The sequence below is a fragment of the Paenibacillus sp. FSL R7-0128 genome, from assembly GCF_038002245.1.
Taxonomy (GTDB): domain Bacteria; phylum Bacillota; class Bacilli; order Paenibacillales; family Paenibacillaceae; genus Paenibacillus_AQ; species Paenibacillus_AQ silagei.
Map to the genome: position 1 here is coordinate 2,910,272 of NZ_JBBOCD010000001.1, position 26,063 is coordinate 2,936,334.

At 54.2% G+C, this 26,063-nt stretch carries 15 protein-coding genes; 11 read left to right on the forward strand and 4 right to left on the reverse strand.

What is annotated here, in order from left to right; genetic code table 11:
• Positions 1–123: 123 nt before the first annotated feature.
• Complete coding sequence (locus tag NST26_RS11785) at positions 124–5,496, reverse strand: S-layer homology domain-containing protein (RefSeq protein WP_340979188.1); 5,373 nt, start codon at positions 5,494–5,496, stop codon at positions 124–126.
• A gap of 435 nt (positions 5,497–5,931) precedes the next feature.
• On the opposite strand from NST26_RS11785, the gene NST26_RS11790 reads away from it, so the two are divergent.
• The 7 genes from NST26_RS11790 to NST26_RS11820 all read left to right on the forward strand — a co-directional run bounded on the left by NST26_RS11790 (position 5,932) and on the right by NST26_RS11820 (position 15,682).
• Entirely contained in the window at positions 5,932–7,752 is a 1,821-nt protein-coding gene (locus NST26_RS11790) for a sensor histidine kinase (RefSeq protein WP_340979189.1), read from the forward strand.
• Positions 7,753–7,754: 2 nt separating this feature from the next.
• Complete coding sequence (locus NST26_RS11795; RefSeq protein ID WP_340980841.1) at positions 7,755–9,341, forward strand: response regulator; 1,587 nt, start codon at positions 7,755–7,757, stop codon at positions 9,339–9,341.
• Positions 9,342–9,942: 601 nt separating this feature from the next.
• Positions 9,943–11,259: an ABC transporter substrate-binding protein gene (locus NST26_RS11800; RefSeq protein ID WP_036729987.1), complete on the forward strand. Its 1,317-nt coding sequence runs from the start codon at positions 9,943–9,945 to the stop codon at positions 11,257–11,259.
• Between the two features lie 63 nt (positions 11,260–11,322).
• Positions 11,323–12,234, forward strand: coding sequence for a carbohydrate ABC transporter permease (locus NST26_RS11805; protein ID WP_339313709.1), 912 nt, complete (start codon positions 11,323–11,325; stop codon positions 12,232–12,234).
• Between the two features lie 11 nt (positions 12,235–12,245).
• On the forward strand, positions 12,246–13,076 hold the full coding sequence (locus tag NST26_RS11810; RefSeq protein WP_340979190.1) for a carbohydrate ABC transporter permease: 831 nt from the start codon (positions 12,246–12,248) through the stop codon (positions 13,074–13,076).
• Between the two features lie 100 nt (positions 13,077–13,176).
• Positions 13,177–14,484: an ABC transporter substrate-binding protein gene (locus NST26_RS11815; RefSeq protein ID WP_340979191.1), complete on the forward strand. Its 1,308-nt coding sequence runs from the start codon at positions 13,177–13,179 to the stop codon at positions 14,482–14,484.
• Positions 14,485–14,563: 79 nt separating this feature from the next.
• Positions 14,564–15,682: a GNAT family N-acetyltransferase gene (locus NST26_RS11820; protein WP_036729975.1), complete on the forward strand. Its 1,119-nt coding sequence runs from the start codon at positions 14,564–14,566 to the stop codon at positions 15,680–15,682.
• Between the two features lie 379 nt (positions 15,683–16,061).
• On the opposite strand, the gene NST26_RS11825 is transcribed toward NST26_RS11820, so the two are convergent.
• Positions 16,062–17,669: a response regulator transcription factor gene (locus NST26_RS11825; RefSeq protein WP_339313713.1), complete on the reverse strand. Its 1,608-nt coding sequence runs from the start codon at positions 17,667–17,669 to the stop codon at positions 16,062–16,064.
• Positions 17,659–19,458: a sensor histidine kinase gene (locus NST26_RS11830; RefSeq protein WP_036729969.1), complete on the reverse strand. Its 1,800-nt coding sequence runs from the start codon at positions 19,456–19,458 to the stop codon at positions 17,659–17,661. Before NST26_RS11830 ends, NST26_RS11825 begins: the two co-directional genes overlap by 11 nt.
• Positions 19,459–19,708: 250 nt before the next feature.
• Here NST26_RS11830 and NST26_RS11835 point away from each other — a divergent pair, with 250 nt between their 5' ends.
• From NST26_RS11835 to uidA, 4 genes are read left to right on the forward strand one after another with little or no spacing between them, the layout of a single operon-like run.
• Entirely contained in the window at positions 19,709–20,593 is an 885-nt protein-coding gene (locus tag NST26_RS11835) for a carbohydrate ABC transporter permease (protein WP_081751333.1), read from the forward strand.
• Positions 20,594–20,604: 11 nt separating this feature from the next.
• Positions 20,605–21,435, forward strand: coding sequence for a carbohydrate ABC transporter permease (locus NST26_RS11840; RefSeq protein WP_036729963.1), 831 nt, complete (start codon positions 20,605–20,607; stop codon positions 21,433–21,435).
• A gap of 27 nt (positions 21,436–21,462) precedes the next feature.
• A complete protein-coding gene (locus NST26_RS11845) occupies positions 21,463–22,812 on the forward strand; it encodes an ABC transporter substrate-binding protein (RefSeq protein WP_051478369.1) in 1,350 nt (449 codons plus the stop codon).
• Between the two features lie 36 nt (positions 22,813–22,848).
• The gene (gene uidA / locus NST26_RS11850; protein WP_340979192.1) at positions 22,849–24,654 is read left to right on the forward strand and encodes a beta-glucuronidase; all 1,806 of its coding nucleotides are present in this window, start codon (positions 22,849–22,851) and stop codon (positions 24,652–24,654) included.
• Between the two features lie 525 nt (positions 24,655–25,179).
• On the opposite strand, the gene NST26_RS11855 is transcribed toward uidA, so the two are convergent.
• A complete protein-coding gene (locus tag NST26_RS11855) occupies positions 25,180–26,022 on the reverse strand; it encodes an AraC family transcriptional regulator (RefSeq protein ID WP_340979193.1) in 843 nt (280 codons plus the stop codon).
• Positions 26,023–26,063: the final 41 nt, after the last annotated feature.

Sequence of the window (26,063 nt, forward strand, 5' to 3'; positions counted from 1 at the left end):
TAACGGGAGAATCGCTGCTCTTTTTGATCTTTATGTTGTTGGGCATGGACATCGTCTGCTCAACTTACCGGAATTATACCTTTGGATCAGCCCCGGCAGGCGGGAGCATGATACCGCATGTCTTTAGTTCATTAATTTCGCTTGTGAAAGCAAGCGGAGGATGACGGTTGCCGCTTCCGCACGGGTTGCGGATTGACCCGGCTGGAATTGCCCGGTAGGTGTACCGGTGATCAGGCCGGCCTGAACCGCCTTGGCCACATCCTGCTGCGCCCAGCCCGCAATCTTGTCTGCATCCTTGAAGGCTGCAGGCTGAAGCTCTGAAGCTGGGAGCGGCGAGCCTGCAAGGGCCATCGCCTTAACCAGAATAATGGTCATCTCCTGGCGGGTAATGATGTCGTTCGGCCGGAAATTATTGTCCGTTCCGCCCTGCACCAGACCCAGCTCAGCGGCTGTTCCGACACTTCCGGTGTACCATGCGCCGGAGGGGGTATCCTTAAACGAAACATCTGCCGAACCGGAGGAGGAGGAGTAGCCCAGCGCACGAACCATCATCGCTGCGAATTCCGCGCGCGTTGTGGTAGCGTTCGGTGCGAATTTGCTGTCCGTTAAGCCGGTGAGGATGTACTTTGAGGCCAGCTTTTCGACGGATGCCTGTGCCCAGTGCCCCTTGATATCCGCGAATGTCTTGTTGCTTGAAATTACCGCAAATGTGCCGTTGTTCGGACTGTAGAAGGTTACACCGGTGCCGTTGAAGACCGCCGGGACGAAGGTGAAGCTTCCGTCCTTCCCGATCCGGACCACGGTCGTATTCCGGCTGTCTGCCGGACTGTCGAGCTGCAGGGTGCCCCGGGAATGGCTGCCCTTGAACCCTGGAATCTCGACTGTGCGTCCGTTGGCTTCAGCCGTTACCGTGTATTCAATGGCAGGGCTGATTAATTTGCCCTGGGCTGCCAGAACAGCTTGAAGGATCTCTTGCTGCCGCTGTTCCGGCAGGACCGTCATACTGACCTTAAGCTTCCAGTCCCCGGTTCCCAATTGCTGTCCCCAAGCTGCGGTATCAACCGCTTTTACAGGGAAGTGGAAGGTGCCGAGCGGAGACGAGACGGTGATCTGTTCTGCCGCTTTTACTTTCTGCGCATCCAGTGTGGCTGTAGCAGTGGTTCCTGTCACCTCTGCTTCGACGGTCAAATGGCCGCTGCCGCTTGGTGCTTCCGGCTGAACAGGGGTGACCGAACCAACGGTAGGGTTACCGCCGTTGCCACTACCGGCGTTAGTACCACCGTTGTTGCCGCCGCCAGTTTCGCCGCCGCCGTTGTTACCGCCGCCAGGATCGCCGCCGCCGTTGTTACCGCCGCCAGGATCACCGCCGCCGTTGTTACCGCCGCCAGGATCGCCGCCACCGTTATTGCCGCCGCCAGTTTCGCCGCCGCCGTTGTTACCGCCGCCAGGATCGCCGCCGCCGTTGTTACCGCCGCCAGGATCACCGCCGCCGTTGTTACCGCCGCCAGGATCACCGCCGCCGTTGTTGCCGCCGCCGGGATCACCGCCGCCGTTGTTGCCGCCGCCGGGATCACCGCCGCCGTTGTTACCGCCGCCAGGATCACCGCCGCCGTTATTGCCGCCGTCGTCAATCGCAAGCGTATGCCGCGCATAAATATCGAACCGGTCGAACGCAGGCGCGTATTGGCGCGGAACCGCTGTGTAAGGAGTGAAGCCTTGCGCCCCGGTTCCTCCATAAGGGTTGGAGCCGCCGTCATACGTATTATTATTGGAGAAACGGATGCTGTTGGTGCCTGCTTTCAGTTCAACATCAAAGGTCTGTGTGGCGAACTGCTGCCATGAAATGGTGTTCTTGAAGTAGACTGTCTGCGGCTCGCCGCCGTTGACGCTGATCTGTGCATACCTTTCCACAACGTCATTATTATAAGCATGTGTCCCCGCACTCTCACCGTTCGCGTAGGTAACGACCAGCTTATAAGTGCCTGCTTTGGACACAGTGATGTCAGTAAGCTCCAGATACCGCTCTGCTCCATCGAAGGAGGTAATGCCGTTCACATATTTGCCGCCGGAAGCGTATTTGGCAAAGGCATCCTCGCGGATGAGCGGCAGCTCGGAGCCGGCCGGAGTACCTACGACCGTTGCCGCCTCAGCCTCAACGGAATATACAGAAGTCTGGCTGACGAAGGCTGCGTTAATATAATCCAGGCTAAGCGCAGCGCTGGAACGCACATCAACCAGGTTAATGCCTGTGCGTAAGAAGGTTGGTACTGTAGCGGTCTGCCATTGTCCGCCGGTATCGGTAACAGGCAGATCTACGAGCGGCTTGCGGTCATGTTGAATTTGCAATTTGCCTGCGCCCGATGCGGCATAGCGGATCTGCAGATCATACATGCCGTCTTGCAGCACACTTACCACAAAGCGGGTATTGGCGTCCTGGCTGCTGCCGTAACCGCTCACATATCCGGCACCCTCGAAGCCTTCGAGGCTGCTCTCTCTGGATAATCCCAGCGCAGAATCATAGTCGGCGAATTCCGCTTGAACACGGTAGCTCGGCTCTGCGCCCAACACACCGCTATAAGTTAATTCCATCGCGTCAAGGGTGGATTCGCCCTGGCCTGCTTCTCCCGTATCCGGGTTGTATTTGCTGATGCCGATGGAATGAGTCCCTTGTGTCAGATCGGCAAAGATCGTATTGCCTCCCAGCAGCTGCATGTTGTAATCCGCACGCAGAACCACCTTCGTTGCCGGCTGATCATCAATCTTGATGAACCATTCGGAATTGATGCGCTGATTCGCATCTCCGGTATTGGATTGATTGCGCAGGGTGGAGGTTGCGCCGCTGCCGCCAATCAGATCCAGACGGTAGCTCCCGTCTGCCGGAACCGTAACCTCCGTCCATTTCACCAGGCTGTCCGCAGCCTTGATCCCTTGGACATACTGGCCGTTCGAGGCGGAGCGTCCGGTGCTCTTGCGCGGATAGTGATCCGTCAGGGTCACATTGGTCCGCACCTGCGCATTCTCAGCCTCGAAGCGCTGATAGAAAGTCTCCTTCGGGGCATGATCTACAGCCGGAGTAATGACTGCATAATACGCCGAGGTGTAATCGTTCAGGTTGACATCCAGAGTGACCGCGCCGTTCTTGACGGGATAATCACGGTCCAGAATCTGGGTAGGCTCTACGAGAAATCCGGTCAAGCCTGTATATCCTGCGTGCCATACGGTGATATGCACGGCTTCTGCTTCTGTGAGGAAGGAGGGGCTGTTCCCATTGCCGGTCACGTTGTTGAACACGATCTGGCCGTCTCCTTGAGTGCCTCCGAATGCGATACTGACCTGCTTTTTGTTGTCCTGAATAGAGCTTAGCCCATACAAGCCGGGGCCGAAGGCGTCATTCTCATGTCTGGCGTTGATGACCTCTATCTTGGCCATATCGCCGCCCATCATGTCGGCATACCACTTGTAGAGCCACCATGCTCCGTTAGGCTCGTTCTGCCCGGCGAGCAGGGAACCGTAGGAGTTGGCCGTGTTCCAATACGGCAGCATACTGTTCATCTTGAGCTCATCATAACGTGCAATGTAATGAATCAGCGAGCCGCCTACGGCGATCTCTGAGGTTGCGGCATACTCATTGATATCCACCTTGATCGGGAACGGAACCGTCCGGTCCGGATACAGCTCTTTATAGCGCTGTACGGACCTCTCTTCCACCGTCCGGAAGGTGGCTACGTTCGAGGGAGCCTGGTTGAAGGCTTTGTCCCACAGCATATGCCAGCTGATAATGTCCGGCAGACAGTCATTCTCTACGCAGTAGGGAATGAAATCCTCGAATACCTTGGCTCCATATTGGGTCAGATTCACTCCGGAAATGACTGCACCGGGGTCAATCTCTTTGATCTTCTTCATTACCGCCAGCCAGTCGCTGTTGAAAACGGCTCTTGAGTTCTTGCCTGTCTGGTTGTCTGACAGTAGCTGGGGATAACGGGTATTGTTCTGCTCAGGCTCATTGAACGGGATATAGATGAATCTGGCATCCGCATCCCGCCCCGGATTCGCGGCCTCCCATTGCTGCTTGTAGGCCTTGACAGCTGTTGTAATCGGAATGACGGCCTCCTGGATATATTCTTCAGCCGTTCTGGACGGATAGTACCAATGCTGATAATAATCCTGCATGACAATATTGACAGCTTCCCCGCCTGCCTCGAAGAAATAGTCCGACACCCGGAGCGCATCGCCGGTCGGATGCTGGATGCCGTTCGGCGGCTTCTGGGAGATATGCGAGGGCTTGATCGGAATCAGTGTATTGATATCCGGCACATTCGGCTCGCTGATGGCATACAGTGCGCCGGAAGAGCCGTGGAATACAGGTCCGAGCGAGCGGTCTGCCAGATCGACCGAGATTTTGGCCGGCTTGGCTGAAGTGTTCTCTTCATGCTTCGTCGCCGCATAGAGTGCGCTTACCTGAGTGGCATTTAACTGGACATTGTAGATCCGCAGATCGTCAAATCTCCCCTTGATATCTCCATCCGAGGTATAGAGCGATCTGCCGAAATCGTTGAATTTCAGCGCGTTCAGATAATCACGCGAGAAGAAATGCTCCAGAACGGAGGACATGGTCGCTCCTGATGAGCTTTTGCTCTGATCCAGACCTTTGGTGCCAACGGGAACACCGTCCAGGTATACCTCATAGGCCCCGCTGCTGGTCATAGTGACGGTCACCTGCTGCCACTTGCCCTTGGCCGGGTTACGGTTCCAGACGATATCGCCTTTGTAGCTGGCAATCTGGCTTGGGTTCGTGCCGGTATAGACCCGGTTGCTGAATGTGCCGTCTCCGGCGATGATAATGAACTCGGAGTCCTGCCAGCCGCTTACCCCGGCATTCGTCAGCCCCTTCTCGGCAATTGTGGAGGACAGCAGACGGTTATAGGCGTTAGCCGAAGAGTCGATGTTGGCCCAAAAGGAGATGGACAGTTCATCCTTGATCCTGCTGTAGAGCTGATCGGGCAGCTTCAGCCAGGCAGTACCGTTCCCGCCGCCGGGTAAAGAGAGGACGTCTCCGCGCTGGTCGTCATAGACAATGGCTGCTACTCCCTTAAGCTCAGCACGTTCAGCGGCCGCATCGGGGTAGACGCTGTTCACCACCGTGGTGCGGTCAAGCACCTGTCCTTGGCGGAAGCTCCACTGGAACAGCGGGGCCGCCTCAGCAGCGGTCTTCAACTGGAGCTGATCCGGCGCAGTCTCCTGAACAGGAGCAGCCTCCGGCAATGCAGCAGCGTCCGCCACCTTAGCAGCATCCGGCTCTGCCGGGGAAGCAGGCACTTCATCGGAGTCAGGTGCCGTAACCGGATCGGTCACTAACTCCGAATCAGTCACCCATACAGAATCTGCCACAGGAACCGGGTCTGCGGTCGGAGCTGTGGAAGCGCTTGCCAAAATGGAAGGCAGGAGGGTCAGAATTGCCAGTATAGATATCAGTGAACGCTTAAGATATAGCCTCAATAGATACTCACCTCTTGTGTTTTTTGGGGATACCTGTCCTAATAGAACGGTCTGCGAACTTGAAACAATTCTCTATTCACTAACACTTATCTCCGCTATCTCTGCATAGGCACCGCAACCTCCCTGTCATTGCTGCTTCGCTTCACCGAGAATGTTAAGTGAATGACCCTTACTATAAAATCAAGCTTTTTTACTGTTTTTGTTCCTTTCTTTACGTCTCTGGGTTCCTGCCTGGAGCGAACAGACAGGGAAGCTGAGGCGGGAGCCATAGAATCCTGCCAGCCCTTTCCCCGTAATCCCCCTACATGTAAAAAAGGGAACGAAAAGAGTAAAAAAAAGACATGCAGAGCAGGGTGGCGGGAAAGCAGCCGGGAGTCTATCATTAAAGGTATTCTACAAAGGTGTTCCACCAACTCTGCCGCCGGAGGTTATGACTTGAAAGCTCCCTTCACCTTGAAGCCCAGTCGCCGTTTTGTGAGCGTGAAGAACAAGATGCTGTTCTTTTTCCTGCTGGCCATTCTGATTCCGGTTGTGATTCTGTTCGTTACCTCCTATATCTCCTCCCAGCAGATGCTTGAACGTAAATATACGGACCTGCTGGCCGATGTGACGAGACAGTCGAATATCCGCATCGAGGAATTCCTGGAGGACACGAAGCAGATTTCGCTCATCGCCAGCTACGGGATTAACAGCTACATCTCAGCCGTCTCGCAGGAGAACTACCCGGTACAGAACTATCTGCACGACAGCTCTGTGACGAACGAACTTCAGGCCACGCAATTGCTGATGAATTACATCACTATGAAGGACCGCGCCATCTCTATCTATGTCTACAATCTGGTGAATGGCAGCGACCTCTATGTGGCCCCGAACAAGCCTGTCGACTATACGTATAACCCCCGTGAGGAGGACTGGTTCACCGAATTCCTGCGTTCTGACGATATTACGCGCGATCTGCCGACCCGGCTGGACCTGCAGACCAAGGCGGACAGCAATTGGACGATTTACAATCTGCGTAAAATCTTCGATATGGAGAACGGCAAGCTGATCGGCGTAATGGCGGTAAGTGTAGACATAGATTTCATCAACCGGCTGAACAAGCGGATGGAGGCAGGCAACCGCTCGGCCTTCACCGTTACCGATGACAGCGGCATGATTATATTCAACAACAATTATAACCTGATCGGCAAGCCGTTCAGGACACTATTTCCGGTCCGTGAGGAAGAACTTGCCGCAGGTTCAGGCAGGCAGATTGTCCGTGTATCCGGCAAGGACTATATTCTGATCCAGTCGCCATTTGAGGAACATAACTGGAAGACTTATATGTATATGCCCGTGGAAGAGCTCGCGGTGGAAGGCGATATCCTGAAGCGGAATCTGTGGACGATTGCTGTCGTGCTTATCCTGTTCGCCCTGGCCAGCTCGGTGTACATGTCGAATCTGATCACCCGGCCGATCAAGCAGCTGATCCGCAATATGACGCTGGTGGAGCAAGGGAAATTCGATAATCTCCCGGCGGTCCGCTCGAATGATGAGATCGGTGTCATGGCCAGCCGGTTCGAGCAGATGTCCGCTGAACTCAAGCAACTGGTGGAGCGGATCTACGTGGAGCAGGAGCAGAAGGTCGAGGCTGAAATTCGCGCGTTGCAGGCCCAGATCAGTCCGCATTTCCTGTACAATACGCTGAATTCAGTCAAATGGATCGCCACCATGCAGCAGTCGGAGAAGATTGTTGAGATGACCGGAGCGCTGATCTCTATGCTCCGTTATACTGCCAAGACGGACAATCGGCTGGTGCCGATCCGTGAGGAGCTGGAGCACATCGCCCATTATATAGTCATTCAGAAGGTGCGATATTTCAACCGGATCGAGTTCCATTCGGAAGTGGAGGAGACGCTTGCGGAGCAGGAGATTCCGAAGCTGAGCATCCAGCCGCTGGTCGAGAATGCGATCTTCCACGGAATTGCCGACCAGGAGGACGGGCTGCTGTCTATCGAGGTCCGGCGGGCCGGAAATGCAGAACTCACCATTACGGTCAGAGACAACGGTGCGGGCATAAGCGCTGAGGCGGCAGCGAAGCTGCGCAGCAGACTGGGCGGTGCAGAGGACAGCGGCGGCATCGGCGTTACCAATGTGCATCAGCGGATACGCCGGTTATACGGCGAGCCGTACGGGGTATCGTTCGAGAGCAGTCCGGGGCAGGGTGCGGTATTCGTGATCACAATTCCCATTCGGGACAGGAAGGGGGCCTATTGAGTATGCTGGGTGTGCTTATCGTGGATGACGAGCTGCTGATGCGTATCGGCCTGAAATCGATTATTCAATGGGAAGATGAGGGATTTACGATTCTGGGGGAGGCCGCAAACGGGCGCGAAGCGCTGGAACTGGCCGGGACGCACCGGCCGGATCTGATTATTACGGATATCAAAATGCCGGTGATGGACGGTCTGGAGCTGATCCGGGAGGCCCGGCGGCTGGACATCGGCGGGCAATTCGTCATCCTTAGCTGTCTGGAGGAATTCCAGTATGCGCAGGAGGCGCTCAGGCTCGGGGCGGCGGACTATCTGATCAAGAGCGATATGAAGCCGCAAGAGCTGGTGCATGTGCTGGAGACGGTTAAGAAGCGGGCGGTCCGCCTCTCCGCAGGCAGTTCCTCCGGAATGCCGCCCGGCTCCTACAAGGAGAGCATTGAGCATTTGAAGGAGACACTGTTCAAGGAAGTGCTGAGCGGCTTCAAGGGAGCCGAAGAGGTGCTCGCCCGGCGTGAAGCGCTGCATATCCGCCTGCCGGACGGGCCGATGGTGCTGATGAAGCTGCGGATCAACCGGTTCGACCAGTTGCGGCGCAAGTACGTGGAGCAGGATGAGAAGCTGCTGCGCTATTCGGTGGCGAATATTCTGGAAGAGATCCTGCCCCGCAAGCGGGCGAAGGAGATCATTGTCATGAATTCTGCGGAATATGTGCTGCTGCTCGATCTCGGGGAGGAAGGGCGGATTGTCCGCGCGGAGATCGAGCGCGCCGCCGCCAAGATCCAGGCGGCGATGAAGGATTTCCTGAAGCTGACCCTGTCCATCGGCGTCAGCAGTCCGGCTCCCGGCTTTGGCGGCCTGAAGCGGGCCTATCAGGAGGCGGACATGGCGCTTGACGAGCTGTTCTTCGCCAGCGGGAGCGGCCTGTCCTTCTATGATAAGGCCAGGAGCCGTCAGAGAAGGGGGGAGCGGCTGTTCATCGACAAGCCTTGCATGCGAAAGTTCAGGCAGGATACCGAGAGCGGAAGCGAAGGGGCGCTTGCCTTCCTGAACAGCCTGAAGGATACTATGCTGCTGGAGGGCTGCACGAAGCAGGCGGCACGTTCGACCTACATCCGGATGCTTGGCGCGATTCTGTCCTGCTTCCCGGCGCTTCCCGAGCCGAATGAAGCCGGGCTTACGGTGTACGAGAGCATTCTCCATGAAGAGAGTCTGGAGGGGCTGCACCAGACCGTCGCCGGTTATCTGGAGCAGTGCAGGGCGCAGATGTCGGAAGGCGAATCCTCCCGGAGCTATGCAGAGCAAGCGAGTGAACTCATCATGCAGCTGTATGCGGAGGATATCTCCCTGCAATCCGTAGCGGACCGGATCAACGTGAACGCCTCCTATCTCAGCAGGGTATTCAAGCAGGAGACCGGCGAGAACTTCGTCAGCTTCCTGACCCGGCTGCGCATGGAGAAGGCCAAGAGCCTGCTCAGGGACAGGAACATCAAGGTCTATGAGGTTGCTGAGCGTGTGGGTTATCCGAACACCGCGTACTTCAGTAAGCTGTTCAAGAAGCTGAGCGGGATGAGTCCCGAGGAATACCGGGGCTAGAAAAGTATTAGATTTAATTCAGTAAATAGAGTAAATCCCGCAGGTTCCGAAAAACGGAACTGCACTGGCCGGATGAGTTTGCTCCTAACGGACCTGAGAGACCCTATTCCCAGCAAAACGCCACCTTTTGCGGATTAACGGACTGATGATCCCTTATCGTCTCTCTACGAGAGGTTTAGGAGTAGAGATTTCAAGAATAAGCTCCATGAGGTCCGTTACTTGCCCAAGTGGTAATGTTAAACCAGAATAAGCGCGCCTCAGTCCGTTACGCCGAGCTATTACGCCTTTAATGGACAACTCCCGTCTTCATCTGGGAATGGCACCTGAAGGGGCGCTCCACTCCTCTAGTCATTCAGGCAGGATAGTGGCCTATCCACCAGTATAAATCTGACGCTGTACTAGAACGGCAATTGTCAAAAAAAGAACAGAGTCTGTAAAAGAAGTGCATCCGCTGCGGGTGCACTTTTTGCATCTTCCGGGGATTGGTCAAAAAAGGGAATGTTTCCGTAAAAAACGGCCATTCCGGGAGCGGCGGGGTTCACCTACTATTGGAGGTGCAGCAGATGCAGCACATCCTAAATGGAAGTTGGGGGTAATTCTAGTGAAGAAAAAAAGCTTAGCAACCGTATTGTCCATCCTGCTTGCAGCGGCCACCTTGACCGCTTGCGGCAGTGGCAACGGCAACGGCAACAGCAATACATCGGCTTCACCACCGGCAGAGGCAACGGATGCCGCAGCGGCCACCCAGGCGGCAAGCGGAGAGAAGGTCCAGCTGACCTACGCGATCTGGGATTCCAATCAAGAGAAGGGACTGCGGACCATTGCCGATGAATTCGAGAGCAAGAACCCGGACATCAAGGTCGATATTGAGGTGACCGGCTGGTCCGATTATTGGACGATGCTGGAAGCGGGAGCCACCGGCGGCTCGCTGCCGGATGTCTTCTGGATGCATTCCAATGAGATCTACCGCTATGCGAATAACGGCATGCTGCTTGACCTGACAGACCGCATCAGTAAGAGCGAGGACGTCAAGCTGGAGAACTACCCGGAAGGACTGAACCAGATCTATAATCTGGGAGGCAAGCAATATGCGGTTCCGAAGGATTTCGACACCATCGGGCTGTGGTACAACAAGACGCTGTTTGACCAGGCGGGTGTGAAATACCCGGATGAGAACTGGACCTGGGATGATCTTCACAGCGCCGCGAAAGCGCTCACGAAGGATGGGGTATACGGCTTCCTCGCGCCGATGCACAACCAGGAGGGGTATTACAACTTCGTCTATCAGAATGGCGGCACCATTATTACAGCGGACAAGAAGTCAGGTTATGACGATCCGAAGACGATCGAAGCCCTGGATTTCTATATAAGCTTCGTACGTGACGGACTGTCCCCTGAGGTGTACGGAGATGCCGAGCGTGCCGATCTGCTGAAGAACGGCAAGGCGGCGATGGGCCTGTTCGGTTCATGGAACCTGAGCGGGTTCACAGAGAACGAATTCATGGCGAAGAATTTCGATGTGGCCGTCCTGCCCAAGAAGGCTGCGCAGGCCTCCATCTACAATGGTCTGGGCAATGCGATTGACGCCAAGACGAAGCATCCGGAGGAAGCGTGGAAGTTCGTGGAATACTTAAGCTCCAAGACCGGCCAGGAGCGCCAGGCGGAGCTGGGCGTTGCCATCTCGGCGTACAAAGGCGCGGCTGACAAGTGGGTGGATTCGAACAAGACCTTCAACATCAAGGCATTCGTTGACATGGTCAGCTATGGCGTAATCCGTCCGTATTCCAATACAACGGCTGTCTGGGAAGACAAGGCTTATGAAGCGCTGAAGCCGGCGTTCTCCGGCAAGGTGTCCGTAGAGGAAGCAGCCCGTAATGCAGCGAAGGTGATGAATGAGAGTCTGGCGGAAGAGAAATAAGCAAGAGTCATATGCCTGCGGCAGCCATAGGGCTGCCGCAAGTTTGATAGGAGAGGGAAGCAGATGAATCATACCGTCAAGAGGAAAATTGGAGCCAAAACCTGGAATGAATGGTCCTGGGGCTGGTTCCTGATTGCGCCAACGATGATCGGCCTTATCGTCCTCAACTTCATTCCAATAGTGCAGACCGCTTACCTGAGCTTCTTCAAGAGCGGAGATTTCGGCAAAGGCAACATCTACATCGGGTGGGACAATTACCGCAAGCTGATTCAAGATCCCCAGGTATGGCATGCTGTCGGCAATACACTGCTCTACACCTTGCTGGTCGTTCCTGTCAGCATTGCCATCGCCATGCTGGTGGCCGTCCTGCTGAACGGTAAGCTCGCGGGCCGCTCGCTGTACCGCACGATCTATTTCATTCCGATGGTCGCCGCTCCTGCGGCAGTGACCATGGTATGGCGCTGGATGTATAACCAGCACTACGGCCTCATTAATTACGGGCTGTCCAAGCTGGGCCTTCCGGCCGTCAACTGGACGACGGACCCGAGGGTAGCGATCTTATCCATCGCGGTGATCGGAATCTGGAGTGTCATCGGCTATAATATGGTGCTGCTGCTCGCCGGTCTGCAGGAGATCCCGAAGGACTACTACGAGGCTTCGGATATCGACGGAGCCAGCCGGGTGCGCCAATTTTTCGTGATTACCCTGCCGCTTGTAACGCCAACCCTGTTCTTTGTTGTGGTGACCACGATTATCCAGGCCATGCAAGTGTTCGATGTCATCTATATGATGATCGATGTGAGTAACCCGGCCTATGACCATACAGTATCGCTTGTGTATCTCTTCTATAATAACTCGTTCAAGTACTCGAACAAGGGTTATGGCTCAGCGATTGTAATGGTGTTGCTCGCGCTGATCATGATCATCACCTTCTTCCAGATGCGAGCGCAAAAAAAATGGGTCAACTACATGTAGGAGGCGGCACTATGGCCAAACATAAACAACTTAACCGTATCTTAGCCCACCTTGTGCTGCTCCTGGGAGCAGCCGCGATGATTCTTCCGTTCGTCTGGATGGTGCTGACCTCGTTCAAGTCGGTTACGGAGTCCACCTCGATGAATCCGTTTATCTTTTTCCCCAAGACCTGGAGGGTGGAGAATTATCTGGAGGTATGGCGGCAGAATAACTTCCTGATCCTGTACTGGAATACGTTTGCGATGATGGCTCTAAGGGTGCTGTGCGCGGTGATGTTCAGCGCGATGGCGGCGTATGCTTTTGCCAGACTAAGATTTCCGGGGCGTGACTTCTGCTTCAGTCTGGTGCTGTTCCAGATGATGGTGCCGACCCAGATCTTCATCATCCCGCAATATCTGATGGTCGATACGCTGGGGATGCGCAATACGATCTTTGCGTTGCTGTTTCCAGGGCTGGTCAGTGCCTTCGGCACCTTCTTATTGAGACAATTCTTCATGGGCCTGCCTAAGGAGCTGGAGGAGGCGGCGAAGATCGACGGCTGCAATATCGGCCAGACCTTCGCCAGAATCATGCTCCCGCTGGTCCGCTCCGGTCTGGTGGCCCTCGGGATATTCACAGCCCTCTTCTCCTTCAAGGACCTGATGTGGCCGATGATCGTCAACACCAGCTCGGACGCGGCGACCCTCTCCTCGGCCCTGGCTAAGATTCAAAGCGCCTTCGCCGTGGACTACCCGGAGCTGATGGCGGCTTCCGTGCTGGCCATTTGGCCGATGCTGCTCATCTACATCCTGTTCCAGCGACAATTTATCGAAGGCATTGCAACTTCGGGGGGGAAGCTCTGATTGTCCGTTGACTGCAATCCATTGAATCGGTCAGAATATAACGATAGGGCAAGAACGTTACAGAACCGAACGGAGAATAGATTAAGGAAGGGGAAGCGTCATGAAGAAGTGGAGACCCGGTATCGGGGGCAGCATTGTTCTGCTGCTGTTCACGATTGGCGGCTGTGATAACCGGAGCAGTACAGACGCTTCCCTGCTGTCCGGCGGAGGCGGAGCGGCAGACACCCGCGAACCCGTCATCCTCCGGTACTCCAGCTATCTGCTGGATACGGCGCAAGCAGGCAAAGTGTATTTTGATGCGATTGCCGAATTCGAGAAGCTGTATCCCCATATTCAGATCGATGCAGATTTCATCCAGAACAATAATTATACGGCGGGGATTAAGATCAGGCTGCTTGGCGGTGAGCCGATGGATGTATTCGATACGTGGTCGCCCAGCCTGTTCGAGGAATTCCGCGCTCTGCGGAGCGATATGTACCTGGACCTGACCGGAGCCGATTTCCTCAAGGAATTCTACCCGAACTCCCTGCTGCCGGTTACGGTGGGCGGCCGGGTATACGGAGCGCCGGAGGTTATGCACAGTGACGGGCTGCTCTACAACAAAACCTTGTTCGACTCTCTCGGGCTGGAGGTTCCGCGCACCTGGGACGAGTTCCTTGCGCTCTGCGTGAAGCTGAAGCAGGAAGGGCTTATTCCGGTGGCAATGGATGCGGAGTGGTCCACAGCCCAGTTCTTCTGGGGGTCTATCATGTCGGATAACGGGGCGGATGCCGCCTGGACGAAGAAGCTGGAGAGCGGGGAGATCCGGACCCATGATCCGGTGTTCGTGGATGCCATCCAGAAGCACCGGGAGATTATCGACCGGGGGTTCGTGCCGCCGAGCTGGAAGAGCCTGAAGCATGAGCAGGCCAAGGATCTGGTCGGCACAGGCCAGGCGGCCATGATTATTACCGGAACCTGGGACATCCCCAGCATCAAGGAGCGGAATCCGGCTCAGGATATCCGCTTCATGATGGTGCCGGGCAGTGTGCGGACGGTGCCGAATATCAATGTCGGCACGTACCGGGTGATCAGCTCGCGGACGGAGCATCCCGAGGAGGCCAAGCAGTTCGTGGCGTTCATGAACGGCAGGGCTACGCAGGAGAAGCTGGCCGCAGGCGCTTTGGCAGTGCCTTCGGTCATCTCGGCCCCGACGGACCGGAGCGATTCGGTCTCGTCCATTGCCGCTGCGGTAACGCGCGAGGACGCCACGCTCTATTGGCCGCATACGGTATCGACCGAGTCGCTCCAGGTGAAGATTCTGGAGGGCGTCAACCAGTATCTTGCCGGACAGCCCTTGGAGACCGCACTGGCCAATATCCAGCAGGCGATTGATGAGGCTGCGGCCAAGCGGCGGAAATCAGAGTGACCTGAGCAGGAGATGGGAGATGCCTCTAGAATATAGTCAGGGAGGCAGTTGAATATATAGACTGAAAGGGTAGGACACAATGGTTAAATACAGAACGGCAGCTCCGCACGAACGCGAGGAATACATAGATTTGGCCAACCTTGCCTTCCGCTTTGATTTTGAGGTCCTGATGCCCAAGGCTTATGACACAAGTGTAGATTCTTCCGCCATGCATAAGGTTGCGGTGGACGAGCAGGGCAGGCTGCGTGCGCTGGTGGCTGTTTTTCCAGAGTCACTGACGGTATGTGATCATACGCTGCGCACCGGCTATCTGGGTACGGTATCTGTTCATCCGCGTGCTCGAGGCGAAGGGCATATGAGAGCGCTTATGAACCTGTGGCTTGAAGAGCTGCGGGGTACCTGTGATATGGTTGTATTATATGGACAGCGGCAGAGATATGAGTATTTCGGCTTCACGCTTGGCGGTGTCAAGTTCAAATATACCGTGGCAGAGGCCAATGTGCGCCATGGCTTAAGAGGGGTGAATGACACCGGAATAACCTTCAGTCCGTTGTTTGAGGTTGAAGGAGGAGCAGAATTTGCGCATAACCTGAACACCTCGCGGCTTGCTTATGTTGAACGCAGCTTAGAGCAACTGCCGCTGATTTTCGGTACACTCTGTCAAAAGGCACTTGGCGTTCTGGATCAGGGCAAGCTGATCGGGTATGTGGTTGTCAACGAAGCGGGCGATGATATAGCTGAATTCGCGCTGGAGAAAGCGGATGATATTCAGCGTACGATTAAGGCTTACATGGCCTACAGCAGAGCCGGGCGAATAACGTTGCATGCGCCGGAATATGACCTGCCGCTGAACACAGCGCTTGGCAGCATTGCCGAAGACTTCGTAATCGAGAATTCGGATATGTATCATATTCTGGATTTCGCCAATGTCCTGAAGGCTTACCTTACGCTGAAGTTCAAGACCACAGGCATTATCCCGGGAGAATTCTCTGCAGTAATGGACGGACAGCCGGTGACGGCGCGGGTGGACGAAGAGGGCGTGAGCGTCGAGCGGTCTGCCATGCCGGATGCAGTTGTCCTCAGCAAGCAGCAGGCTCAGACGCTTCTGCTTACCCAGCATGGCCGATATATGGCAGTGGAGGCACCCGCAGGCTGGTTCCCGCTGCCCCTGTTCTGGTACAAGATTGATAAATACTGAGTAATCATAGTTCTGGATAATCCTAAATAAGACAATGAACAAGCCGGGAGCGGACCCTTAGAGTCTGCTTCCGGCTTATTGTTATATACAAAACTAGTGCAGCATCAGATTTAAACTGGTGGATGGGGCGCTTGATGCCTGAAGGACTACAGGAGTGGAGCCACCCCTTCAGATGCTATTCCCAGACGAAGACGGGAGTTGTCCCTTAGTGGCGTTTGCCCGGCATAACGGACTCAGTCCGTTAACCCGCAAAAAGTGGCGTTTTCCTGGGAATAGGGTCTCTCAGGTCCGTTAGGAGCAAACTCGAACGGCCGGTGTAGTTTCGTTTTACGGAACCTCCGGAATCTGACCTATTCACAGAATTAAATCTGATGCTGTACTAGAAGGACTTCCGGAATTCCGCCGGAGTCATGCCGGAGAAGTTACGGAACAGCTTGATGAAGTAGCTGACGTTGTCATAGCCGAGTTGCTCCGCAATTTCAACGATGGTCAGGTTCGTCTGATTGAGGAGGTCACGGGCGTGCTCCATTTTCACCCTGGTTACATACTCAATGAAGGTCAGCCCGGTCTCCAGACGGAATAACCGGCTGAAATGGGTGGGGTTCAGGCCCAGACGCTTCGCCATCTCCTCCATGCCAACCTTCTCGCTGATATGATTCATTACATAACGTTTGGCTTCGGCTATTTCTTTGCGGACATTCTGCTTCCACATGGAGCTTAGCATGAGTATTTTATCCTTCAGGAATTCCTCCAGCCATTCCATGAGCTGCTCCAGCGTTTCGAATTCCTGGATCGAGCGCTGGAGCCGCTCACTGTTGAAGTTGCTGACGAAGTTCTGCATGACGACATATTTCAATTCCAGCTCCATCACCATCTTGAGCAGCCAGCTCTTCACACTCTCCACCGGATATTTCTGGTCCCCGATGTACTGCTTGATCTCCCTGACCTTGGCTGCAAGCTGTGAGCTGTCCTCCTGCTGAATGCAGTCCCTCAGCTGCTGAAGGATCTCCGAATAATGGATGAACAGGTCCTCGCCGCTGGTCTGGACAGGCGCAAGCTTCATAATCGCTCCCTCGGCGGTATAGAAGCGCAGGGCATGGGAATCCAGCAGCGCCTGAATCTGCTTCTTAATGTCGATCAGACTTGTAGTAGCCTCCCCGTAAAAGAAGGAAATTCCCATCCGCAGATGCAGCTTCGCCATTCTCTGGACATGCCGGAAGTGTTCACGGAACTCTTCATAAAGATTGCGGACGAGGATATGCGGCAAAGGAATGAACAGGATGAACTGCCTTTCCGTCAGCGCGAACTGGATAATGCCGTCTATCTCCAGGAATTCCTGCAGCACATTATCCATCACGAACTGCAGGTTCACCACTCCGCCGAACCGCCTCTCCAGCTCATAGGAGCGCTCCGGGACCGCCAGTACAGGCAGATACGGTGTGCCTGTGTGCAGGCTGATGCCCATCGCTTCGGCTTGTCCGTACCACTCGGCTTCATCCCAGACCGGCTGCTCCACGAACATGCGGATGAACCGGGTCCGGATGGCGGCATGGTTCTGGCTGACCAGCTTCTCCATCTGGAGATAGTGGTTACGGGATTTCAATTTCACCTCCAGCCGGGCCACCGCCTCCGTCAATACGGCAATCACCTGATCGATCTGCAGACTCTCCTTCAATATATATTCGGCCACGTTCAGTTTCACAGCCTTCTGGGCATATTCGAATTCCCCGTGGCAGGACAGGATAATCGTCTGCAGCTGAGGGTTCACCTCCCGCGCCTTCTGGATTAGCTCCAGTCCATTCATCGCCGGCATGCCGATATCCGTAAGCAGAATATCCGGCTGATGCAGCTGGCAGGCTTCCCAGGCCTGTCTGCCGTCCGAGCAGCAAGCCGATAGTTCAAGGCCGAGGGTGTCCCAGGGAATCGAAGTGCTTAAATACTCCAACACCGGATAATGATCGTCTGCCAGTACTACTTTATAGGTCATGATTATCTGCTCCTATCCGCTTCACGGGCATGATTAACTGTACGGTGGTGCGTAGCCCGTGAATGCTCTCAATGTTCATCTCGAAGCGCTCCCCGTAGATTAGCTTGAGCCGCTGGTAGACGTTGATTAATCCGATGCCGTGAGCGGACTCTGCCACTGGCGTCCCGTCAGCACTCAGGGCACCTAACTCCGCATCCTTCTGCCTGATGTGCTGAAGCAGGGCTGCGAGCGTATGCTCCTCCATTCCCGTGCCGTTATCCTCGATGGTAATGGTCAGCCTGGACTGAACGAGTCCGATGGTGATGACGACCCGCCCTCCGCTCTGCAAGAACCCGTGCTTGTAAGCATTCTCAATAATGGGCTGCAGGATGAACCGCGGCACCGTCTCCAGCAGCAGCTCTTTGTCCACATGCACTGCATATTCCGTAGGATATCTCATCGTGAACCGCATTAACTCCATATACTGCTTCGTGAAATCAAGCTCACTGGCAATGGAGACGAATTCCTCCCGGCTGGAGAAGCTGGCCCGCAGCATAGCGGAGAGGGAGCCGACGATCGCAGCATTCTCCTCATCCTGCTTCATCAGCAGCTTCAGCCGGATCGAACTAAGTACATTGAATAGAAAATGAGGGTTAATCTGGGCCTGCAGCATTGCAATCTCTGCCTGGCGCTTCAATTCCTGCTCCGTCTCCACCTGCCTGAGCATCAGCTGTACCCGGTCCAGCATGTTATCGAAGGAGTGCCCCAGGCTGCCGATCTCATCGGCTCCCCGGATGCCCGAGCGCACCATGAGATCCCCATCCTCCACCCGGCGGGCTGCCTTGCCCAGGACAAGCACGGGCTTGGTGAATCTCCGCAGCAGAACCGTCAGCGCGAACAAGAAGCTGACCGCAAATATCGTCTGAATAATCAGGCCGGTCCGGTTAATCCCGTTCAACCTTTCCGTCAGCTGCTCATAGGGAGCGACACTGATGAGTCTCCATCTGGCAAACTTCAGCGGCAGTTCAAGGAGGAGCTGATTCTGCCCCTTGAACTTGACGATGTCAGGGAAGACCAGCTCATCTACAGGCAGCAGTTGATCAAAGCTTGTGCCTATCAGCTCCTGGTTCCGGTTCGACAGAATGTTCTCCTCTTCATCCAGCAGATACACATCCTCTTCCATTGAAGCAAACCGCTCACGGATCGAAGCCTCACTGCGGCTGACAATCAGGTAGGCGTAGGGAGCGGCAGTCGTTTCTTCTCTTAAGGCACGCGCTGTCATGAAGATATACGGCTGCTCAGCCTGCAGGGAGGTCAGGTAATTGTCTTCTGCTCCCATAAATAAGGTGTCATACGGCGGGAGCTGCTCCAGAGTGGAGAACCAGCGCCGCTTCAAAAATTGCCGGGGATCATAATCATAGAAGGAATAATCGGAATAGGCATGTCCTTCCTTATCCAGCAGAGTGATCCTCAGATCGATGGTGTCTCCGGCCACCTGCTCCAGGCGGCTGGTCAGGTTCCGCGCAGCTACGGGATTGGTCTTGGCATCCTCCAGCAGGGTCTTGATCTCCGGATCGAAATGGACGAAGTTCGACACCGAGACCATCTCTTCGAAGATTACATCAATTTGCGACTGGACAATCCTCAGGGACTGCGTGGACTTCTCCAGGGAATGCTCCCGGATAATCAGTTTGGAATAGACATTGGTAATATAGAGCATCCCCAGTGCCGGAATTACGAGGCAGGCAATGGAGGTAAGGATTAGCTTTTGCCGGAAGGAGAGCTGACTGAGCCTGTGCTTTTCTTTCATTAATATCCCTCCAGTAGTAGACCTTCACAGACTTATGGTACTTGATTCTGCGGTTCGGCTCATCCAATAATTTTTTCGATTTAGAAAAAATAATGCTATACAAAGTTTTCGCCACAGATAAATTCGTTGCATGTGCTATGAAATTTGCCCTTCTATAATAAAGCTACAAACATAAAAAGAGGTGGATAAAGTGGAGGTTATTACTGAAGAGGGGACGGCAAAACGGTCCGGCAGCCCCGGGATAAGCAAGATGCGCAAGCAATCCTTTTACGACAATATTGCAGGGTATTTATTCATTGCTCCCATGCTCATTCTGACCGTAACGCTGGTAATTATTCCGATTCTACTATCCGGTGTGATCAGCTTCTCGAACTGGAACTTTGTATCCGGGCTGGACGGGTTTCAATTTGTCGGTCTGGATAACTACACCCGGCTGGTGCAGGACGAATCCTTTCACCGCTCGCTCTACAACAACCTGATCATGATTGCCGTCGTTCCGGTCGCGATGTTCCTGGCGCTGGTGCTGGCGGTGCTGATCAACAAGGCAACCTATTTCAAAACCTTTTTCAAAGTGATCTACTTCATGCCCTTCATCTCGAGCTTCGTGGCCATCGCCCTGCTCTGGAGAGTACTCTATCACCCGAACAACGGTCCGATCAACGGCTTCCTCAGATCTATAGGGTTCGAGCATCCGCCCATGTGGCTGGCTGATCCCAAGTTCGCCCTGATCTCGGTCATGATTATTATGGTGTGGACTTCACTCGGCTTCAATATGGTCATCTATCTGGCGGGCCTTCAGAATATCTCACGGGATCTGTATGAAGCCGCCGATGTGGACGGGGCCTCACCGCTCAGACAGTTCTTCAGAATTACACTGCCGATGCTGTCGCCTACATCCTTCTTCCTGCTTATCACAGGAGTTGTCGGGTCCTTCAAGGTCTTCGATCTGATTATGGTGTTAACCGGCGGCGGCCCGGCAGGCTCAACCTCTGTCATTGTCTATTACCTGTATGAGGTGGCGTTCGTGAATCTGGAGTCGGGCTATGCTTCGGCGATGGGCATTATTCTGCTGATCCTCATCCTGCTGGTGACCTTGTTTCAATGGGTCGGACAAAAGAAATGGGTCAACTACTAGGAGGTATACACATGCGATCGATCAAGCTTAACCGTGTTATTGTTACCGTTTTCATGGGGGCTGCGGGCATCCTGTTCATCATGCCGTTCTTATGGATGCTCTCCGCCTCCTTCAAGCCCGAGCTGGATGTGATGAAATATCCGATAGAATGGATTCCCTCGAAATGGAATGCGGTGGAGAACTACAAGCAGGTATGGGCGGGAGCCGTGCCGTTCACACTCTATTACTGGAACACGACGAAGGTTACCCTGATGTCTACAGCGCTGTCGCTGATTATTTCCGCTATGGCAGCTTACGGCTTCTCCAAAATCATTTTCAAAGGGCGGGATATTCTCTTCCTGGTTGTCCTTGCCACCTTCATGATTCCGACGCAGGCCATTCTGGTTCCGCAGTTCATTATGTACCGCTGGCTTGGACTGTTCGACAGCCATTTCGGGCTGGTGCTGCTTGCCGCCTCCGGCGTGCTGGGAACCTTCCTGCTGAGACAGTTCTTCCTGGGAATCCATGATGAAATTATTGAATCGGCGCGGATTGATGCAGCGGGCCACTGGACGATCTTCATGCGGATTGCCATGCCACTGGTGCAGCCAGCCCTTGCTACCTATATGATTCTCCGCTTTATCTGGACCTGGAATGATTACCAGAATCCGCTGATCTTCCTTCGTTCCGATTCATTGTTTACCCTGCAGCTGGGCATCCGGAAATTCGCTGATTTCAGCGGCGAGTTCTACTCCTTGATGATGGCAGGTGCCGTATCAGCCATTCTGCCATTGTTAATTATTTTCATGATCGGCCAGAAGCAGGTGATTGAGGGAGTTGCGATGGGCAGTGTCAAAGGCTAGACTAATTACATTACAGGGGGCCAAATCATGTCAAAAGTAAAACGCAATCTATTCATCGCTGTACCGCTGTTATCCCTGCTGGTATCCGGTTGCGGGGGCGCGGGCAATGCAGAGAAGGAGCCGGCGGCAACAGGTGCCGGAACAGGTGCAGAACAAGCGGTAACCATTAAGCTTAGCAACTGGTATGCCAAAAAAATGGACAACTGGGATATCGTCATTGCCGAGTTCGAGAAGCAGCATCCGAACATTAAGGTGGAATTCGCCTCTGCAGAGGACAACAACTCCAACGAGTATTATAAGAAGCTCGACCTGGCGGTGGCCGGGGGCGATGATCTGGATATCCTCATGTTCAGTAACATGACCTTCCTGTCCCAGCGTGCAGGGCTCGGCATGATCCAGCCGCTGGATGATTATCTGGCTAAGGACGGCATTAATTTCAAGGATGAATATACAGCGGATACCAGCATTGACGGCAAAATCTATGGACTGCCCGGCAAGTCCTCCCAGGGTCTGGTCATCATCAATGAGGATCACCTGAAGGAGGCCGGACTTGAGCTGCCTAAGGATTGGACCTGGGATCAGTACATGGAGTACGCCAAGGCGATGACGAAGAAAAACGGTGATAAAACCCGCTACGGCACCTACTTCCACAGCTGGATTCAATATGGATACATGGTGCAGAACTTCGGTCAATCGGTGAATGCGAATCTGACCACCGATGACGGCAAAAAAGCTAATATCGATAATCCATTCATGCGTAAGTCGCTTGAGCTGCGTCTTCAGGGAGAAGCGGAAGGCTCTGCCACACCGTATTCCGAGGTGGTCAGCCAGAAGCTGAACTACAGACCGCAATATTTCAATCAGGATACAAGTATGCTGGTCACAGGCTCCTTCCTGATCCCGGAAACCGGGGGGACTGAGACCATTCCTGCCAGTTTCAAAACGGTGTTTGCTCCGACTCCCAAGCTGAATGCTGAAGATCCGATTGCAGCGAATGTGAGCGGGGATGTCCTGAGTATATACAGCAAATCGAAGCATAAAGACGAAGCCTACACCTTCCTCCGCTGGTTCTCCACCGAAGGGATTGTGCTGCAAGGCAAGAATATCCCATCCTGGAAAAAAGCCGATATGAATGATGTGGTCGACCGGATCATTGCAGGCAGCAAAAACCCGGAGATGATTGATAAAGCCTCCCTGCTCTATGTTCTGGAGAATACCAAAGCTACTACAGCAGCTACAGCCGTACCTTATCACGCCGAGCTGGAGAAAGTGCTGCTGGAGGAGTTCGATAAAATGATGCTGTCCGGTCAAAGTATCGATGATACGATTCAGCATGCACAAACCAAGATTCAGAAGATTATTGATTCCAAATCCTGAATAAAAGAGAACAGAAAGCAGATAGGAGTGTTGTTCATGCTGTATCCAATCATGACGGAAACCCGCAGTCTGTATGATCTGGGCGGGGTATGGAATTTCAAGCTGGACGATGGCTCCGGCTGGGACGAGAGCTGGCAGGCATCGAAGCTCACAGATACGATCCCTATGGTGGTGCCCTCGGCTTACAATGATCTTGGCGTAAGCCCGGAGATTCGTAATCATGTCGGCTGGGTCTGGTATGAGCGGGAGCTGTCCCTTCCGCGTAACGTCATGAATGAGCGGCTTGTCCTGAGGTTCGGGTCGGCGACCCATAAGGCGAAGGTATTTATCAATGGAAGCTTGGTGATGGAGCATGCCGGCGGCTTCCTTCCCTTCGAGGGAGTGATTAATGACTATATCCGGCCTGGAACGAACCGGCTGACGGTAGCTGTTCATAACGTCGTGGATTACACCACATTGCCTGTTGGCCTGTACACGGAGACCGAAGGGCCGGACGGGAAGGTGAAGAACCAGCCGAACTTTGATTTCTTCAACTTTGCCGGATTGCAGCGGCCGGTGCGGATCTACTCTACGCCACTCACCTTCGTTCAGGACGTCACTGTAGTGACCGATTATAAGGAGGAGCAGGGGGAGGAGAGGCAAGGGATAGTCCGCTATAGCGTGGACATTAGCGGCGAAGCCGAGGTCCGGGTTACGGTACTAGATGAAGATGGGAACACGGTCTGCTCAGGGACGGAGCCGTCCGGTGTACTGGATATTCCATCTGTCAGACTATGGCAGCCGCTGAACGCCTACTTGTACACCCTGAAGATTGAGCTTCTGCAAGCGGAGCAGGTGGTTGATGTCTATGAGCTGCCGTTCGGCGTGCGGACGGTCCAAGTGAGGGACGGACAGTTCCTGATCAATGGCGAGCCCTTCTACTTTAAGGGCTACGGCAGACATGAGGATACCCCGTTCCATGGACGGGGCCTGGATGAAGCGGCGAACATTATGGATTTCAATCTGATGAAATGGTCCGGGGCCAACTCCTTCCGCACGGCGCATTATCCGTATGCCGAGGAAGTGATGCGTCTGGCCGACCGTGAAGGCTTCGTCGTGATCAATGAGACCCCGGCGGTAGGCTTGGATCTTAATTTCCTGGTGATGTTCTCAGGAGGTTCGAAGAAGGATACCTGGGCAGAGGTCCAGACCTTCGAGCATCACCGGCAGGTGATCCGGGAGCTGATTAACCGGGATAAGAACCATGCCTGTGTAGTGATGTGGAATGTAGCGAACGAACCGGCCTCCTATGAGGATGGGGCATACGAATACTTCAAGCCGCTGATTGAGCAGCTGCGGGAGGAAGATCCGCAGCACCGTCCGGTGACCCTGGTGACGCATATTGAGGCATCCCCGGCGAACGATAGAATCTCCGAGCTGATCGATGTGCTGGCCTTCAACCGGTATTACGGCTGGTATGTGGACGGGGGAGACCTGGAGTCGGCGAAGGTCAAGCTGCGGATGGAGCTGGAAGCTTGGAGCCGGCGGTGCCCCGGCAAGCCGATGATGATGACCGAATACGGAACCGATACCGTAGCCGGACTGCATGATGTGGAGCCGATCATGTTCACAGAGGAGTATCAGGTGGCGTTCTACAAGGCTAACCACGAGGTCTTCGACGAGTTTGCCGGTTTCGTAGGTGAGCAGGTATGGAATTTCGCCGACTTTGCTACGAGTCAGGGAATCATCCGGGTGCAGGGTAACAAGAAAGGCATCTTCACCCGTGACCGCAAGCCCAAGGCGGCAGCCCACGAGCTGCGCCGGAGATGGACGGAGATACCGGATTTTGGGTATAAGAAGTAGATTGAGTTTAAGTTGCAACGTAAGTTTGCAAGCCTTCAAGCTTGCAAGCCTCGAAGCCTCCAAGCTTGCAAGTCTCCAACCCTTCAAGCCTCCCGTTATGGGAGGCTTTTTTATACAATAACCCCCGGCTTGGCTGGGGGCCTTATGTGATACGTTGCAAGAGGGAAGGGCGGATATAGTTGGAAAAAAGGCACTTAATTTTGCCGAAATCGAGGGTTGAGGGCAAGCGGTTTGAAAAAGTACACTTAATTCCTGGAATCCGATGGATTTAGCAGAAGTCGGGCTGAGTAAGCTGCATTTTTCCAACTAATTAGTTTACGTACCCCTTTACCGCCAAATTAGATGTACAATTTCCACTTGTATAAGTCCGCCGCCATGAGTCAGACGCTGTAAGTCCCCTCGCTCTCAACTGTAAGCAACACTCTCTCGAATCTGTAAATCCCCAGCCCCCTAATGATCCAGTCCCGCCTTCCGCAGACACTGCGCCTTCCCGCTCCACTTCCCGCGAACATTCTACATTCTGTTTTATTCCTGCCTGGCGTACCTTCCAGGGGATACTCCGGCCACCTTGGTGAAGCTGCGGATGAAGTTAGCGTAATCGCTGAAGCCGGATTGATAACAGGCCTCGGTGATGCTAAGCCCTTCGCGGAGGCAGGCCTTGGCTAACGAAATCCGGCGGTCCAGGATATAGGAACGGAGCGTTAAGCCTGTGTGCTGTTTGAACTGGCGGCTAATATAGGTGCTGTTCAAATGAAAAGTGCTGCTAAGCTGCTCAAGCGTGAGGGTCTGGCCCAGATGGGCATCAATATACTCCATGGTCCTGCGGACCAGCTCCGGCATGATATCTGCAGGAACGATGCTTGTTCTATGAAACACGGTGTTGGTCAGCACCAATAATTGAGCAAGCATGCTGTTGGCGAGGATATCTGCCCCATACGCATCCGATGAGAGGACCTCCTCCAGATCGCCGGTCAACCTGAGAACCTGCTGAAGCTCGGCTTCCTCCAGATGCACGATGTTGCCCTTACCCTTCGGGCGGTAGTCGAAGCACCAGGATAGAGGGGTAGCCGGAGTAGACAGGCGGTGCAGATAAGATTTTTGGAGATTGATCGTAATCCGTTCATATTCCGATTCATCCTGGCTGAAGGAACGATGCATTTCTTCCGGGTTCAGCACAAGCAGATCTCCGCGCTGCAGGTGGTAGCAGCTGTTCTCAATATAGAACTTGACGTTGCCGCGCAGAAATAAGTACAGCTCATACGCTTCATGGCGGTGATAGAAGGTTCCTAAATTATAGGTGGTTGTCCTGTGCAGGTAGAGGTAATCTTTATGGATAGGGTCATAGCGAAGCTCAAATGGCTCGTTCATGGGTAACCTCCGGATCATTTCGCGCAATAATAACAGCGGAA

Excerpts from the sequence above, each read along its gene's own strand:
- uidA (WP_340979192.1), top strand. The coding sequence starts at position 22,849 with ATGCTGTATCCAATCATGACGGAAACCCGCAGTCTGTATGATCTGGGC.
- NST26_RS11825 (WP_339313713.1), bottom strand. The coding sequence starts at position 17,669 with ATGACCTATAAAGTAGTACTGGCAGACGATCATTATCCGGTGTTGGAG.
- NST26_RS11835 (WP_081751333.1), top strand. The coding sequence starts at position 19,709 with ATGCGCAAGCAATCCTTTTACGACAATATTGCAGGGTATTTATTCATT.
- NST26_RS11855 (WP_340979193.1), bottom strand. The coding sequence starts at position 26,022 with ATGAACGAGCCATTTGAGCTTCGCTATGACCCTATCCATAAAGATTAC.
- NST26_RS11810 (WP_340979190.1), top strand. The coding sequence starts at position 12,246 with ATGGCCAAACATAAACAACTTAACCGTATCTTAGCCCACCTTGTGCTG.
- NST26_RS11795 (WP_340980841.1), top strand. The coding sequence starts at position 7,755 with ATGCTGGGTGTGCTTATCGTGGATGACGAGCTGCTGATGCGTATCGGC.
- NST26_RS11840 (WP_036729963.1), top strand. The coding sequence starts at position 20,605 with ATGCGATCGATCAAGCTTAACCGTGTTATTGTTACCGTTTTCATGGGG.
- NST26_RS11820 (WP_036729975.1), top strand. The coding sequence starts at position 14,564 with ATGGTTAAATACAGAACGGCAGCTCCGCACGAACGCGAGGAATACATA.
- NST26_RS11830 (WP_036729969.1), bottom strand. The coding sequence starts at position 19,458 with ATGAAAGAAAAGCACAGGCTCAGTCAGCTCTCCTTCCGGCAAAAGCTA.
- NST26_RS11815 (WP_340979191.1), top strand. The coding sequence starts at position 13,177 with ATGAAGAAGTGGAGACCCGGTATCGGGGGCAGCATTGTTCTGCTGCTG.
- NST26_RS11845 (WP_051478369.1), top strand. The coding sequence starts at position 21,463 with ATGTCAAAAGTAAAACGCAATCTATTCATCGCTGTACCGCTGTTATCC.
- NST26_RS11805 (WP_339313709.1), top strand. The coding sequence starts at position 11,323 with ATGAATCATACCGTCAAGAGGAAAATTGGAGCCAAAACCTGGAATGAA.